At 55.2% G+C, this 15741-nt stretch carries 10 protein-coding genes; 9 read left to right on the forward strand and 1 reads right to left on the reverse strand.

Annotated elements, in window-relative coordinates:
- The first annotated feature begins 24 nt into the window (after positions 1 to 24).
- From OOJ60_RS00120 to OOJ60_RS00140, 5 genes are all read left to right on the forward strand, one after another.
- Positions 25 to 1287, forward strand: coding sequence for an efflux RND transporter periplasmic adaptor subunit (locus tag OOJ60_RS00120; protein ID WP_205611726.1), 1263 nt, complete (start codon positions 25 to 27; stop codon positions 1285 to 1287).
- A gap of 11 nt (positions 1288 to 1298) precedes the next feature.
- Entirely contained in the window at positions 1299 to 4448 is a 3150-nt protein-coding gene (locus OOJ60_RS00125) for a CusA/CzcA family heavy metal efflux RND transporter (protein ID WP_205611727.1), read from the forward strand.
- Positions 4449 to 4973: 525 nt separating this feature from the next.
- A complete protein-coding gene (locus OOJ60_RS00130) occupies positions 4974 to 5669 on the forward strand; it encodes a flagellar brake protein (RefSeq protein WP_205611728.1) in 696 nt (231 codons plus the stop codon).
- Between the two features lie 26 nt (positions 5670 to 5695).
- The gene (locus OOJ60_RS00135) at positions 5696 to 6283 is read left to right on the forward strand and encodes a helix-turn-helix transcriptional regulator (protein ID WP_060568957.1); all 588 of its coding nucleotides are present in this window, start codon (positions 5696 to 5698) and stop codon (positions 6281 to 6283) included.
- Between the two features lie 93 nt (positions 6284 to 6376).
- Positions 6377 to 7141: an EAL domain-containing protein gene (locus OOJ60_RS00140; protein ID WP_205611729.1), complete on the forward strand. Its 765-nt coding sequence runs from the start codon at positions 6377 to 6379 to the stop codon at positions 7139 to 7141.
- Between the two features lie 191 nt (positions 7142 to 7332).
- Here the strand turns inward: OOJ60_RS00140 and OOJ60_RS00145 are convergent, their stop codons facing one another.
- Positions 7333 to 8508 carry a DnaJ family molecular chaperone gene (locus tag OOJ60_RS00145; RefSeq protein ID WP_042285712.1) on the reverse strand — a complete coding sequence of 392 codons (1176 nt, stop codon included), beginning with the start codon at positions 8506 to 8508 and terminating at the stop codon, positions 7333 to 7335.
- Between the two features lie 300 nt (positions 8509 to 8808).
- Between OOJ60_RS00145 and OOJ60_RS00150 the strand changes: the two genes are divergently transcribed.
- From OOJ60_RS00150 to pheP, 4 genes are all read left to right on the forward strand, one after another.
- Positions 8809 to 9894: a YncE family protein gene (locus OOJ60_RS00150; protein WP_060568954.1), complete on the forward strand. Its 1086-nt coding sequence runs from the start codon at positions 8809 to 8811 to the stop codon at positions 9892 to 9894.
- A 58-nt stretch (positions 9895 to 9952) separates the two neighbouring features.
- Positions 9953 to 12136: a TonB-dependent receptor gene (locus OOJ60_RS00155; protein WP_205611730.1), complete on the forward strand. Its 2184-nt coding sequence runs from the start codon at positions 9953 to 9955 to the stop codon at positions 12134 to 12136.
- 122 nt (positions 12137 to 12258) lie between these two features.
- Positions 12259 to 14232 carry a PhoX family protein gene (locus OOJ60_RS00160; RefSeq protein WP_205611731.1) on the forward strand — a complete coding sequence of 658 codons (1974 nt, stop codon included), beginning with the start codon at positions 12259 to 12261 and terminating at the stop codon, positions 14230 to 14232.
- A gap of 102 nt (positions 14233 to 14334) precedes the next feature.
- The gene (pheP, locus tag OOJ60_RS00165) at positions 14335 to 15723 is read left to right on the forward strand and encodes a phenylalanine transporter (RefSeq protein WP_199956479.1); all 1389 of its coding nucleotides are present in this window, start codon (positions 14335 to 14337) and stop codon (positions 15721 to 15723) included.
- Positions 15724 to 15741 lie beyond the last annotated feature (18 nt).

Consider the following 15741-nt stretch of genomic DNA (forward strand, 5'->3'; position numbering starts at 1 on the left):
TATTTCAACGTTGGGCATGACCTCATGAAAAATATCGCGCTGATTATCGGCAGCATGGTGGCTGGCGGACTTATCGCCGTGGGCGGTTACGCATATTTCACAGCCGATCGCGGGCCTGACGATGCGTCGTCTACCGCACAAAACGACGCCCGCAAGGTGCTGTTCTGGTACGACCCGATGTACCCGAAAACCCGCTTCGACAAGCCGGGGAAATCGCCCTTTATGGATATGGACCTGGTGCCGAAATACGCCGATGAAGAAAGCGCAAACGCCGCCGCGCCGGGCGTGCGGATTGACCCCACACAGACGCAAAACCTCGGCGTGAAAACCGGGGTCGTTCGCCGGGGGGCGCTGACCTTTGCGCAGACTTTCCCGGCGAACGTCAGCTACAACGAATATCAGTATGCGATTATGCAGGCGCGCGCCGCCGGGTTTATCGAAAAAGTCTGGCCGTTGACCGTCGGCGATAAAGTGAAAAAGGGCGCGCCGCTGCTTGAGCTGACCATTCCTGACTGGGTGGAAGCGCAAAGTGAATATCTGCTGCTGAAGGAGACAGGCGGAACCGCCAGCCAGGTTGAGGGGATCCTTGAACGCCTGCGGCTGGCCGGCATGCCGGAAGCGGATCTTCGCCGCCTGATTACCACCCGCAAGATTCAGACCCGCTTCACCCTCACCGCGCCGATCGACGGCGTGATTACCGCCTTTGATTTACGCGCCGGAATGAACATCAGCAAAGATAACGTGGTGGCGAGGATTCAGGGAATGAATCCGGTCTGGGTAACGGCTGCCGTGCCGGAGTCCATTGCGTGGCTGATTAAAGACGCCTCGCAGTTTTCCCTGACCATACCGGCCCGTCCCGACATGCATTTCACCTTCCGCAAATGGACGCTGTTGCCGAGTGCGGATGCCTCAACCCGTACCCTGCAACTGCGTCTGGAAGTGGACAACCCCGACGAAGCGCTGAAGCCAGGCATGAACGCTTTTCTTAGCCTCAACAGCCAAAGCGAGCCAATGCTGCTGATCCCGACAAAAGCGCTGATCGACACCGGCAGCGAACAGCGGGTGATTACGGTTGATAACGAAGGGCGCTTTGTGCCGAAACGGGTGTCGGTATTCCAGTCATCGCAGGGATTAACGGCAATCCGTTCCGGCTTGCAAGAAGGGGAAAACGTGGTTTCCAGCGGTCTGTTTTTGATTGACTCCGAAGCGAATATCGCTGGCGCGCTGGATCGAATGCGAGCGGCGTCCACTCCTGACACATCCACGCCCGCCGCGCATGCGCACTGAGGAGAACGCAGATGATTGAATGGATAATCCGCCGCTCGGTCGCCAACCGTTTTCTGATCGTCATTGGCGCGCTTTTCCTTGGCGTCTGGGGAACCTGGACCATTGTGAATACGCCAGTGGACGCGCTACCCGATCTCTCCGATGTGCAGGTGATTGTCAAAACGCGTTACCCAGGGCAGGCGCCGCAAATCGTGGAAAATCAGGTCACGTATCCGTTAACGACCACGATGCTGTCCGTGCCGGGCGCCAAAACGGTGCGCGGCTTCTCGCAGTTTGGCGATTCGTATGTGTACGTCATTTTTGAAGACGGCACCGATCCGTACTGGGCGCGTTCGCGAGTGCTTGAATATCTTAATCAGGTGCAGGGAAAACTTCCCACCGGAGTGAGCGCGGAAATGGGACCGGACGCCACAGGCGTTGGCTGGATCTTTGAATATGCGCTGGTCGATCGCAGCGGTAAGCACGATCTGGCCGAATTGCGTTCGTTACAAGACTGGTTTCTGAAATATGAACTTAAAACGATTCCCGACGTGTCGGAGGTGGCTTCGGTCGGCGGGGTGGTGAAAGAATATCAGGTGGTCATTGATCCGATGAAACTTGCCCAGTACGGCATCAGCCTGGCGGAGGTAAAGGCCGCGCTGAGCACGTCAAATCAAGAGGCGGGCGGGTCGTCGGTCGAACTGGCGGAAGCGGAATACATGGTGCGCGCCAGCGGCTATCTGCAATCGCTGGAGGATTTCAATCATATCGTCCTGAAGACGAATGAAAACGGCGTGCCGGTGTATCTGCGCGATGTGGCGAGGGTGCAAATCGGTCCTGAAATGCGCCGGGGGATCGCCGAACTGAACGGCGATGGCGAAGTGGCGGGCGGGGTGGTGATCCTGCGCTCCGGGAAAAATGCGCGCGAGGTTATCTCCGCCGTGAAGAACAAGCTGGACACCCTGAAACGCAGTTTGCCGGAAGGGGTGGAGATCGTAACAACCTACGATCGCAGCGGGCTGATTGACCGCGCCATCGACAATCTTAGCGATAAGCTGCTGGAAGAGTTCATTGTCGTGGCGCTGGTCTGCGCGCTGTTTCTCTGGCACCTGCGTTCCGCGCTGGTGGCGATCATTTCTTTGCCGCTGGGATTGTGTTTTGCATTTATTGTGATGCATTTTCAGGGACTTAACGCCAATATCATGTCGCTTGGCGGTATCGCTATCGCCGTTGGCGCAATGGTCGACGCTGCGATTGTGATGATCGAAAACGCCCATAAACGGCTGGAGGAGTGGGCGCATCAGCATCCGGGGAAAAACATCGATAACGAGACGCGCTGGCAGGTGATTACGCAAGCCTCCGTCGAGGTGGGACCTGCGTTGTTTATCAGTCTGTTAATTATTACCCTTTCATTCATCCCTATCTTTACCCTGGAAGGCCAGGAAGGGCGTCTGTTCGGGCCGCTGGCGTTCACAAAAACCTGGGCAATGGCCGGTGCGGCGCTGCTGGCGATTGTGGTGATTCCTGTGCTGATGGGGCTGTGGATCCGCGGCAATATTCCGGCGGAAAGCCGCAATCCCCTGAACCGCTTGTTGATCCGTCTTTACCATCCGCTGCTGCTGAACGTGCTGCGCTGGCCGAAAACCACGCTGCTGTTGGCGCTACTTTCTGTCCTGACGGTTGTCTGGCCGCTCGGCAAAGTGGGCGGCGAGTTCTTACCGCAGATTAACGAAGGCGACTTGCTGTATATGCCTTCCACGCTACCGGGGATCTCGGCGGCGGAAGCGGCCAGCATGTTGCAGAAAACCGATAAGCTGATTATGAGCGTGCCGGAAGTGGCGCGGGTTTTCGGCAAAACCGGCAAAGCAGAAACCGCAACGGATTCCGCACCGCTGGAAATGGTGGAAACCACCATTCAGCTTAAGCCGCAGGATCAGTGGCGTCCGGGGATGACGATGGAAAAAATCATTGAGCAACTGGACCAGACCGTTCGTCTGCCGGGGCTGGCAAACCTGTGGGTGCCGCCGATTCGTAACCGCATCGATATGCTTTCCACCGGCATCAAAAGTCCCATTGGCATCAAAGTGTCCGGCAACGTGCTGGCGGATATTGACGCGATGGCCGAACAGATCGAGAACGTCGCGAGAACTGTACCGGGGGTAACCTCTGCGCTGGCGGAACGTCTGGAAGGCGGACGTTATCTCCATATCGACATCGATCGGGAAAAAGCGGCGCGCTACGGGATGACGGTCGGCGACGTACAGCTGTTCGTCTCCTCTGCGATCGGCGGGGCGATGGTGGGGGAGACCGTGGAGGGCATCGCTCGCTATCCGATTAATCTGCGTTATCCGCAGAACTATCGCGACGGCCCGCAGGCGCTACGGCAGTTGCCGATTTTGACGCCGTTAAAACAGCAAATCACGCTGGCTGATGTGGCGGAGGTCAACATCACGTCCGGCCCGTCGATGTTAAAAACGGAAAATGCGCGCCCCACCAGTTGGATCTACATCGACGCCCGCGACAGGGATATGGTTTCCGTGGTGAACGATCTCAAGCAGGCGATTGCGAAAAACGTGCAGATGAAGCCCGGCACCAGCGTCGCGTTTTCCGGACAGTTTGAACTGCTGGAGCGGGCGAATCATAAGCTTAAAATGATGGTGCCGATGACGCTGATGATCATTTTTGTTCTGCTGTACCTGGCGTTCCGTCGCGTTGGCGAGGCGCTGTTAATCATTACCAGCGTGCCGTTTGCGCTGGTGGGCGGGATCTGGTTTCTTTACGGGATGGGGTTCCATTTGTCGGTGGCGACGGGAACCGGGTTTATCGCCCTTGCCGGCGTCGCCGCTGAGTTTGGCGTGGTGATGTTGATGTACCTGCGTCATGCCATAGAGGCCGAGCCAGCGCTGAATAATCCGCAGACCTTCACGGCAGAGAAACTCGACGATGCGCTTTATCACGGCGCGGTACTCCGGGTGCGGCCGAAAGCGATGACCGTGGCGGTTATCATTGCCGGTCTGCTGCCTGTTTTATGGGGCACAGGGACCGGGTCAGAGGTGATGAGCCGCATCGCCGCGCCAATGATTGGTGGGATGATTACCGCGCCGCTGTTGTCGCTGTTTATTATTCCCGCCGCCTATAAGCTGATGTGGTTGCGCAGGCATCATGCCGCAGGGAGGAGATAATCTTATTCACATTATCCGACCTGGTGTCACCGCACCGGTCGGATACCTTCATTTCGTTTGAATGAAATCCCTCGCTGTTTTTCCTCTCCTGTAAGCGTTTTTTTCATCATTTTTTGTATTTATTTTCTCCTGAAAGAGCGGATTAATTCCGCTCGACGTGACTGAGGACATATTCACCAGCGTGTTGCGCAGAAAAACAGCGATGTTTATCGCGTACTGAAAGCCCTTCCCCTCGTCCATTTTTTTATTTCATGGTGCTGCATTTTTTAGCCGAATTATCCCTTTTTGTAATGAAATTTTCGTTAAGTTGGGATTTTTGCACGCATAAAGTGGGCCAGTTTTACACTTCACTGAATGTTTTTACAAATCAATTAATCAATAAAAATAGCTAAAAACTTAATATCGTGCGAAATATCTGAAAGAGAATCCCTTATGGTAAAAAAAACTATCAGTCAGGAAAATTCTCCTTCTTTTTTATTTTAATTAAATGAGAAGTATCTGAATTACGAAAAATAAGGATTGACTATGGGATTTGGAATGGCAAAGGAAAATAAATTTGAAATCGTGGCCATTATTCGTGAAGAACTTCTCAGAAAAACCAAACTGGAGTTGAAATTCAAGGAAAACAGTGTGGTCACGCAGCTGGAAAAGGTGGACTTTGATTATTTCGTTATTGTTGAACGCAGCGAGGTTATTCCTTCTTCGATCCAGCATTTCATTCTGCATAGCGAAAGAGGCATTATTAAGTTTAACGCCAGGTTTAGTCCCTCGCTGACGGCTAAAATGAAGGGCGGACTGGCGTATTACATTCCTGACGTCATTTTTTTTGTGCAACGTCGGCAACATCAGCGCTTTTCCTTTCTGAAAGGCCAGCATTTTTATTGTCTGGGTCGTTATAAAAACGGCGAAAATTACAGTCTACAAATCAAAAATATCTCCCGCGGCGGCTGTGCGCTAATGTCACCGAGTGTGAATACGCGATTTCTGTATAAAGACGCGCTAATCAAAGGGGCATTGCTTGAATTTGAACAGTTCGGTTCGCTCCACCTGGATCTCAGAGTGGTCAACGTCGTACCCATACAAGAATTTGACGAAAATAATCAGCTTTATGCCAGTCAACAAATCTCCTGCAAATTTCAATTCAAACATCCTCGTGAGGAGTCCGGGGTCGAAAAAGTCATCATTAATATTTTGTTGAGCAATAAGCTTAAAACTTTATAAAAATTTAAACCAGAAGGGAGGCTCTCATGTTAATGAGTGGATGTGGAGATTTTGTGGGTCAGGGCATCTCTGACTATTTAAAAAGTAAACATGTTGAAGTCACGCCTGTCCCTTGGCGGGTTATGGTCAATAACGCCGCGCGTTATCGCCATCGTACGATGATTTTTAATCTCACCAGCCACAAACACGCCTGTGCGGACTTTGTGAATTATTTAAATAAAAACAGATTTAACGTTCACGACAATACGGTGGTGGTTATCGCTGACAGTCGTCTGGCAAAACTGTGCACCGAGTTATTGTATGTTGAAAAGGCCATCGTATTGACGGATAAATCACCGCTACGGGATTACCGACGACTGGCCACACTGGCGAGCGAGTACTGGAGCCCGCAGCTATTTCGTTCACAAAAAAGACTGACCGACCGCGAGCAGCAGGTTCTCCGTTTACTGGTGGGCGGTTATTCACCGCAGGAGATCTCAAGCCTGGTCAGCCTGAGTTACAAAACCATCCAGACGCATAAGATGAAAATTATTGTGAAGCTGGGTTTGGCAAACTCTGCGGAACTGAATAAATTGATAGTCAGATTCAACCATCGCTTATCCTTCCTGTCGTAAGTTTGCCTGTAATATTCCTGGTTCAGGTACGACTTCGCGAGGGCGATGCGCGCGGCGTGGTACCCAATGGAAGGATAACATCAGGAGGGAAAAGTGGCAGATTCCGGCGCCGTGCTGAAAGCCTTAAAAGGCGCGAAACAGACTCAGCAGCTTTATATGGTATATCAGCCGATCTTTAATTTGCGCACCGGACGCATTTGCGCATTCGAGGCGTTGATGCGCTGGAACAGCCCGGAAATGGGAATGGTGCCGCCGGATATGTTTATTTCACTGTTAGAAAACAGCGGTCAGTTCCTGGCCGTGGAAGAGATGGTGACGAAAACGCCGTGGGAGACGGCGGCAGGCTGGCCTGAATACCTGTCATTGTCGATCAATTTCTCGGCCCTAGAACTATGTGACCCGCAATTACCCGCGCGGGTCCAGCATAATCTTGCGAAATACGGTCTGGACCCGCGGCGTTGTGCAATTGAGGTCACGGAAACACAGCCTCTGTGCGAATGCCAGATCGCGGCGAAAAATATGCGTGAGCTGAAGGCGCTGGGGATCACCTTCGCGCTGGATGACTTTGGCACCGGACACGCCAATCTTGACTATTTGCTGCGCTATCCCTTTGACACCTTAAAGATGGATAAATCGTTTCTTGCGGCGGTGCCGGAAGGGGCGAGATCGGCGCAACTGGTGGAGGGGATCATTTCTCTGGCGCATAACGTTGGGGTTGAGGCTCTGGCGGAAGGCGTCGAAGAGGAAGCGCAAAACGATTGGCTGATTGGGATGGGCTGCGATAAAGCCCAGGGATTTTATTTTTCACCGCCGATCCCGCCGGAGGCGATCCCGGCCTTATTAAAACGTTATTCATAGTACAGAGTAAATGGCTGTGCGTTCAGATGACTCCACGGGGAAAAAAATCCCTCTGCATCACTGAGGGATTCTGCGTAGAGTTGCGCTAAGCCGTATGCCGCTTAAAACGTTTTCTTTAAGCCAATTGAGGCGTTTATCGGGGCTTCAACCCAACAGCAGGGATTTTGTAACACACCGACAAAACGTTGCGGTTAACCTGCCAGCAGTTCCTGCTCGACGTGTTTTACCTGCACTTCCAGCGTATCGCGAAGCGCAGCTAATGCGCGCTCCTGCTCAGCGAAATACGCTTCTTTGTCCTGTACCGATGTCGCCAGACGCCAGGCGTTTTCCGCTTCCAGTTCCGCAATCTCTTTCAGTAACGCTTCTATCTGGCTGCGCAACTGGCGAATTTTTTTCTGCAAATGTTCCAGATTATTCAGCCTGTCGCTGGCCATCATCGGCTCCAGACCGCTTTGCAACTGCGAAAGCAGCGAACGAATTGCCGCCAGATCGGCATTCTGCCGCGCGAGGTTAAGCTTCACCATCATCTGATGCGCCTTCTCTTTAAGATCATCGGCGACCACGTCAGGATGACACAGGCGGCTGGCTTGTCGCCACAGGCGCTTAAGCTCACTGCGTTCGTCTGCGGAAAGACGCTGGTCGCGGGCAAAACGGTGCAGGGCGTCCTGCTGCTGTTCCTGGTATTCCTGATATTCATGGGCCGCGTCTTCCTGCGCCTGACGGGCCGCGCCGTCATCATGGTGGGTGGCGTCGCTTTCCAGCTCGCGGATTTCAGCGAGCAGATCGGCAATCAGTTCCGTTTGCTGCTGAATACGCTCTCGCACTGTTACGGCTTCGCGGGAGGTTGAACTTATCGCCATCCATTGCAGTTTGAGCTGCGCTAACCTTTCGATAGCCAGCGAAATATACTGCTGGCAGGCACGATAATCCTTTTCACGCCGTTGACGTTCCACTTCCTGTTTGCGCCGGGCGCTGGCCGCCAGTTGTTGGCGCAACGCCAGAATCCGGCTCATCAAGGGGCCAAGACGCAGGTGATACTGGTCATTAAATTCGTCGAGGATCTGAATGCGGGTATTACGGGTGTCGATCAGCTCGCGCAACTGGGCTTCCAGCGCCTTAAGCTCCAGCTTGCTGGCGGCGATGGCCGGGTCCTGCCAATGGGTGAGGGCACGTTGATTTTGCAGCCAGGCGGCGATGTCGCGCATGGCATCGCTGAATCGACCCGATTCAATGGCGAGGGCAATGGCGTAAAGAGCAGGATCGCCAGCCTCTTGTTTTAAATGCACAAGCTGCTGCTGGATAATCTGCTGATCTTCAAGTTCGATAGCGCTTTTAACGATTTCGAGTCGTTTAATGATCTTATTCATGACACCCGTAGCCTGGCGTAACCATCCCAAGAATGACGCGATTTAGGTTAAGTCATACTTTTGATATTTATGGAAAAAACAGCAATCTGCATTTTGTGGTCTGTCATGCCTTTTCGTCCAGAATAATTCGCAGAAATTCTCGATTCGCCCATTTTTCGGTGGGACTCCTCACATTCCGAACCCCTGTTTCAAAAAGGGTCTTTTTTAAGCGAAATTTGCTTGCGATGAAAAAGAGAATAAGTATAGTTCTCATTCTCTTTATTATTTTAATGCATTGCCTCTTTCGGTAAGGAACCCGGCATGAAAAAGACCACCACCGTCCTCGCGCTGCTGATCGCGGCGGCGTTAACCGGCTGCGCCACGACGCCGTCGGCCACCGCGACCCCGGCAACGACAGAACATGTGGCCGCGTCAGCGGCTGCGACGGATCTTATTAAGCGCGATCTGGCGGATGGCCTGTACGAAATGGCGCTAAACCCGGCAGGCGATGCGCTGTACGTCGCCAGCGCAGAAGGCTTTAAGGACGTGCAGGGCGGCGTGGTCTATAAGCTGGATGCTAACACTCTGCAAACTCTGGGTCGCAGCCATACCGATCTGAAAAACTTCGGTATGGCGATGTCAGCGGAGGGGAAAACGGTTTATGTCACAAATTCGCTGGACGGCGGGCTGAGCGCAATCAATACCGCAGACGGCAAAGTCAAAAATCGGATTCTGTTCCCGGAGCGTAACCCGGAAGGCTTCCCTTACGGCGCCCGTCAGGTGCTACTGCATAACGGGCTGCTGTATGTGGGCGCGGTTGCCGATCCGGCAGTGATTTGGGTGGTGGACGCCGGTACGCTGAAGCTGAAAACCCGCATCAAAAACACCGGTAAATGGATGACCGGACTGCACTACTCAGACACCACGCAGCGTATTTATGCCGCGAACGGCGGCGGCGAGATCCTGGTGATCAACCCACGCAATCAGCGCGTCGAGAAGCGCTGGAAGCCACTGGGCGACAAACCGGCTCTGCTGCTGAATATGGCGGAAGATCCGCAAACCGGTCGTCTGTTCGTTACCGACAACTCGAAAGCCAAAACCACGTTGGTGCTGGATATCCACAGCGGCAAAGTGCTGAAGCAACTGGACGTGGGGGATTCCTTAGCCGTGACGTTCAACCCGAAACGTAACGAGATCTACATTACCCAGCGTGAATCCGGAAAATTGCTTAGCCTCAACGCGACCGATTACCGCCTGAAAAAAAGCTGGGACCTGCCGCCGAATCCCAACAGCCTGCTGCTTTCTGCGGATGGTCAGACCCTCTACGTCACCGTAAAGCAAAAATTCAATAAAGACCATTCCACCGACGCGCCGGACAGCGTGGTGCGCATTGCGCTGAACAAATAATAACAAGGCCGGGCAGGATGCTGTCCGGCACCGTTTTTCTTATTTCTATGGCATTCACATGAACAACACCAAAACAGCTCTGGCGCTGACGGTCAGCGCGCTCTCAGTCTCCGCATGGGCGGCAGAAAAAGCGGTTCACCCGGAAGACACCATCGTAGTGCAGGCGGCCACGCGCGGCGACTTCGTTCCCGGCGGCGACACGCCGATGCCCGCGTTTCTTGACGGTCAGGTTGCTAACGGCGGCAGGCTGGGGATGCTCGGTCAGCAGAACGCCATGGACGTGCCGTTCAGCATCATCAGCTACACCGCGAAGCTGGTGGAGGATCAGCAGGCAAAAACCATTGCTGACGTGGTGGCTAACGACGCGGGCGTACAGTACGTTCAGGGGTACGGCAACAGCGCCGAAACCTTCCGCATCCGCGGCCTGAAGTTTGACGGCGATGACATGACCTTTGGCGGGCTGTCCGGCGTGCTGCCGCGTCAGGTAGTGGATGCCCAGATGGTCGAGCGCATTGAAATTTTCAAAGGGGCAAACGCCCTGATGAACGGCGCGGCAAGTTCCGGCGTAGGCGGGATGATCAACCTTGAGCCAAAGCATGCGGGCGACGCGCCGCAGGCGAAAGTGGGCGTGGACTACACCTCCGATTCACAGATTGGCGCCACGCTCGATGCAGGCCGTCGCTTTGGCGACAACGACCAGTTCGGCGCGCGCGTGAACCTGGTTCACCGCGAAGGTGAAACGACCATTACTGATGACCGCCGCCGTACCACGCTGCTTTCTACCGGTCTGGATTACAAAGGCGACCGTTTCCGCACCTCGCTGGATCTGGGCTATCAGAAAAAAACCTTCCACGGCAGCCCGACCAGCGTCAATATCTCCGTGGTCGATTTCATTCCTGCCCCCCCGGACAATAACCGCAATTTCTCGCAGAAGTGGGCCTACAGCGATATCGACAACACGTTCGGGATGTGGCGCAGCGAGTACGACATCACCGACAGCTGGACGGCGTATACCGGTCTCGGCGCGCAGCACGCGCACGAAGAAGGCATCTACAGCGCGCCGAAACTGTTGGACAAGAGCGGCAGGGCCATGGTCAGCCGACTCGACACCAATCGCATTAGCGACACAGTGAGCGGAATGGCAGGCCTTCGCGGGCAGTTCGACACTGGCTTTGTTTCGCACAAGGTGAACGTCGGTTATTCGGCGCAAAGCAAAAACGAAAAGATCGCGTGGAAAATGTCGAAAACGGCGGAAAATCCGTACACCAATATTTATCACAACGGCGGGGTGGCCGCTCCGGACAGCACAAACTCGAACGGGAAGGGGGGAGATTATAGCGACCCCCGAACCAGCGGGCGTACCCGCACACAAGGCTGGTTGCTGAGCGATACGCTGGGCGTATTCGACGACAAACTGTTGTTCACCGTCGGTGCCCGCCATCAGAAGGTGGTGATTCGCGGCTATGACAAAATGACAGGGGCGGAAAACCCCGCTGACGGTTTTGACGGCAGCCGCTGGATGCCAACCTATGGCGTGGTTTATAAACCGTGGGAGGAAATCTCGCTCTACGCCAACCATACCGAAGCGCTACAGCCGGGAAAAACTGCGCCCAACACCGCCGTTAACTACGGTCAGAGCACCGGCATCGTTCATTCTAAGCAAAATGAGGTCGGCGTGAAGGCGGACTTTGGCCGCGTGGGCGGCTCGCTGGCGCTGTTTGAGATAAAAATGCCGACGGCCATCCTCGACAGTGAAACCAAACATTACGGGCTGGATGCAGAACAGCGTAACCGCGGCGTGGAGCTGAACGTATTCGGCGAACCGACGCTGGGGCTGCGTCTGAACGCCAGCGCCACCTGGCTGCAGGCAACGCTGACCAAAACCAACAACGGGGTGAATCAGGGGAATGAGGCGATTGGTGTTCCGAACTTCTATGCGGTACTCGGCGCGGAGTATGACATTAAACCGGTTGAAGGGCTTACCGCCACCGCGCGGGTGAATCACTCCGGTTCGCAGTATGCCGATCTGGCCAACAGCAAAAAGCTTAATGACTACACCACGCTGGATCTCGGCGTGCGCTATCGTTTTGCTGTCAACCAGAGTCAGAATCAAATGGTGGTTCGTGCCGGTATTGATAACGTCACCAACGAGAACTACTGGGCCAGCGTGGACGATTCCGGCACCTATATCACGCAGGGCGAACCGCGAACCTTTAAGGTTTCGGTGGGCTACGAGTTCTGAGGTTCCACCTCGTTATCCGGGGCAGGGATGCCCCAACTCCTCTCATTGTTATAAAAATGTAACAAAAGCTTCTTACACTGTTCGCCAACTCCTTACCTCTTGGCCAATGACAGGAAGCCGCTATGGGCAGACCCCTCAAATCCGTTTTTAAAAAAGAACATCGTGACGATATCAACAACCGCAGCGCTAACCCGGTATTCTCTGAGGTGGCGGAGGTATTTCTCTCCCGTCGCCGTTTTTTACAGGCGGGCGCCGTTGCGGGAGCTGCCGTTTCATTCCCCTTTCTGATCAAACCCGAAAATGCCGTTGCCGCGGTATCGAAGCCTTCCGCGCTGGCCAAGGCCGTGTCGCTTGGGTTTACCAGTATCGCTGTCTCAACGGAAGACACGGTAAGGGTACCGGAAGGCTATATTGCCCGCCCGTTCTATCGCTGGGGTGACCCGACGGGGATCAAAAACAGTATGCCGGCATTTAAGCCGGATGCCAGCAACACCACGGACGAACAGGCCGTGCAGGCGGGCATGCACCACGACGGCATGGCGTGGTTCAGCCTGCCGCAGGGGGAGCAAAACCCGGAGCATGGCCTGCTGGCGATGAACCATGAATACATCGACAACGGAATGCTGTTTACCGACGGTACGGCGAACTGGAGTCTCGACAAAGCCCGCAAAGGGCAGAACGCGATGGGCGTGTCAGTGGTGGAAGTGAAAAAAACGGGCGGCGAATGGCAGGTGGTTCGACCATCTTCCCTGGCCCGCCGCATTACCGTGAATACGCCAATGCAGCTTACCGGCCCGGCGCGGCATCAGGACTTAATGAAAACTGCCGCCGACCCGCAGGGGGAACGCGTGCTGGGCACGATGCAAAACTGCGCCAACGGCCATACGCCGTGGGGCACCTATCTCACCTGCGAGGAGAACTGGTCGGATATTTTTGTCAAAAAAGCCGACCTCAACCCGCTGGAAAAACGCTACGGCATCAGCGACAGCGATGAATCCTACCGCTGGAACGAGGTGGATGACCGCTTCAGCGTCGATAAAACCCCTAACGAGCCCAACCGTTTCGGCTGGGTGGTAGAAATTGATCCCTACGATCCCACCTCCACGCCGCGCAAGCATACCGCGCTCGGTCGCTTCAAGCATGAGGGCGCTGCCGTCACGCTCGCCGCCGATAACCGCGTGGTGGTCTACATGGGGGACGATCAGAAGTTTGAGTACATCTATAAATTCGTCTCGGACAAAAAATACGATCCCGCGAACCGTGAAGCCAATATGAACCTGCTGACGTCCGGCACGCTGTACGTTGCCCGGTTCAACGAGGAGGGGAACGGCGACTGGCTGCCGCTGGTCTTCGGGCAAAATGGGCTGGATAAAAGCAACGGTTTCGAAAGCCAGGGCGATCTGCTGATTAAAACCCGCCTCGCGGCCGACGCTGTAGGGGCGACGAAGATGGATCGCCCCGAGTGGATAGCGGTCGATCCGCACGCCAGCGGCAGCGTCTACTGTACGCTCACCAACAACAGCGATCGCGGGAAGGAGGGCAAGGCGCCGGTCGATGCCGCCAACCCGCGCGCCAACAACGTGTTTGGTCATATTATGCACTGGCACGAAGACGGCGCCGACCCTGCTGCCGACCGCTTTAAGTGGGATATTCTTGTGATGGCCGGGCGCACCGACGGCGACGATCCTAAGTCTAAAGGCTCCATGCAGGGCGCGGCGTTCGGCAGCCCGGATGGGCTGTCGTTCGATCACCAGGGCATCCTGTGGATCCAGACCGACGTCTCCTCCAGCACCATCAATAAGAAAGCGTACGAGGGGATGGGCAATAACCAGATGGTGGCAACCATTCCGGGCACCAATGAGTATCGCCGCTTCCTGACCGGCCCGCGCGGGTGCGAAATAACCGGCATTGCATTTACGCCGGACAACCGCACGCTGTTTATTAACATTCAGCATCCGGGAGAGGGCGGGGATGATATTACCGATCCGGCCAATCCGCGCGCCGTTTCTAACTGGCCTGACGCCAGCCCGAACGGCCGCCCACGATCGTCAACGGTGGTGATTACCAAAGCGGACGGTGGGATCATCGGGTCGTAACGTTTATCCGCCGGGCGCATGCGGTAGCCCGGCGTTAAACTTGCTACCTCCAGCATGAAGTGTTAAAACGTGCCCCTTCTAAAAAAGAGACAGGGGTAGGGCGTGAAAGACGCGTCATCCGCTTCAGGCCGTGGTTGCGCTGAAGCCGCGTCGGATCAGAATCCGACGCTGCAACGTGGTTTGCAAAATCGACATATTCAGTTAATTGCCCTTGGCGGCGCGATCGGTACCGGGCTGTTTCTCGGTATCGGCCCCGCCATTCAGATGGCCGGCCCGGCGGTTCTGCTGGGTTACGGTATCGCCGGGATCATCGCCTTCCTGATCATGCGCCAGCTCGGCGAGATGGTCGTTGAAGAGCCGGTGTCAGGCTCGTTCGCTCACTTTGCGTATAAATACTGGGGCCCGTTCGCAGGCTTCCTTTCCGGCTGGAACTACTGGGTAATGTTTGTGCTGGTGGGCATGGCCGAGCTGACCGCCGCAGGCATCTATATGCAGTACTGGCTGCCGGACGTGCCGACATGGATTTGGGCCGCGGCCTTCTTCATCATTATTAACGCCGTTAACCTCGTGAACGTGCGCCTGTATGGCGAAACCGAGTTCTGGTTCGCGCTGATCAAGGTGCTGGCGATTATCGGCATGATCGGCTTTGGCCTGTGGCTGCTGTTCTCCGGCCACGGCGGCGAGCGGGCGACCCTCGACAATCTGTGGCAGCACGGCGGCTTCCTGGCGACCGGCTGGAAAGGGCTGATCCTCTCGCTGGCGGTGATCATGTTCTCCTTCGGCGGGCTGGAGCTGATTGGCATCACCGCGGCGGAAGCGCGCGACCCGCACAAAAGCATACCGAAAGCGGTCAACCAGGTGGTGTACCGTATTCTGCTGTTCTACATCGGCTCGCTGGTCGTTCTGCTGGCGCTCTACCCGTGGGTGGAAGTGAAATCCGACAGCAGTCCGTTCGTGATGATTTTCCACGATCTGAACAGCAACGTGGTGGCGTCGGCGCTGAACTTCGTTATCCTGGTGGCGTCGCTGTCGGTGTATAACAGCGGGGTGTACTCCAACAGCCGCATGCTGTTTGGCCTTTCGGTGCAGGGGAATGCGCCGAAATTCCTCACCCGCGTCAGCCGTCGCGGCGTGCCGGTCAATTCGCTGTTTCTTTCCGGCGCGATTACCTCGCTGGTGGTGCTGATCAACTACCTGCTGCCGAAAGAGGCCTTTGGTCTGCTGATGGCGCTGGTTGTCGCCACGCTGCTGCTGAACTGGATCATGATCTGCCTGGCGCACCTGCGCTTTCGCGCCGCCATGCGCCGCAAGGGACGCGAGACGCAGTTTAAAGCGCTGCTCTATCCGGCGGGGAACTATATCTGTATCGCGTTCCTGGCGCTGATCCTGGTGCTGATGTGCACCATGGATGAGATGCGCCTGTCAGCGATGCTGCTGCCGGTGTGGGTGGTGTTCCTGTTTGTGGCGTTTAAATTATCCCGAAAAAAGTGATCTGCTTTTCTCCCTCTC

This window comes from Citrobacter sp. R4 (assembly GCF_026719175.1).
Classification (GTDB): domain Bacteria; phylum Pseudomonadota; class Gammaproteobacteria; order Enterobacterales; family Enterobacteriaceae; genus Citrobacter_A; species Citrobacter_A sedlakii.

What these genes read in the sequence shown, in the direction of transcription:
- OOJ60_RS00120 (WP_205611726.1), top strand. Translation starts at nt 25, where the DNA reads ATGAAAAATATCGCGCTGATTATCGGCAGCATGGTGGCTGGCGGACTT.
- OOJ60_RS00125 (WP_205611727.1), top strand. Translation starts at nt 1,299, where the DNA reads ATGATTGAATGGATAATCCGCCGCTCGGTCGCCAACCGTTTTCTGATC.
- OOJ60_RS00130 (WP_205611728.1), top strand. Translation starts at nt 4,974, where the DNA reads ATGGGATTTGGAATGGCAAAGGAAAATAAATTTGAAATCGTGGCCATT.
- OOJ60_RS00135 (WP_060568957.1), top strand. Translation starts at nt 5,696, where the DNA reads ATGTTAATGAGTGGATGTGGAGATTTTGTGGGTCAGGGCATCTCTGAC.
- OOJ60_RS00145 (WP_042285712.1), bottom strand. Translation starts at nt 8,508, where the DNA reads ATGAATAAGATCATTAAACGACTCGAAATCGTTAAAAGCGCTATCGAA.
- OOJ60_RS00150 (WP_060568954.1), top strand. Translation starts at nt 8,809, where the DNA reads ATGAAAAAGACCACCACCGTCCTCGCGCTGCTGATCGCGGCGGCGTTA.
- OOJ60_RS00155 (WP_205611730.1), top strand. Translation starts at nt 9,953, where the DNA reads ATGAACAACACCAAAACAGCTCTGGCGCTGACGGTCAGCGCGCTCTCA.
- OOJ60_RS00160 (WP_205611731.1), top strand. Translation starts at nt 12,259, where the DNA reads ATGGGCAGACCCCTCAAATCCGTTTTTAAAAAAGAACATCGTGACGAT.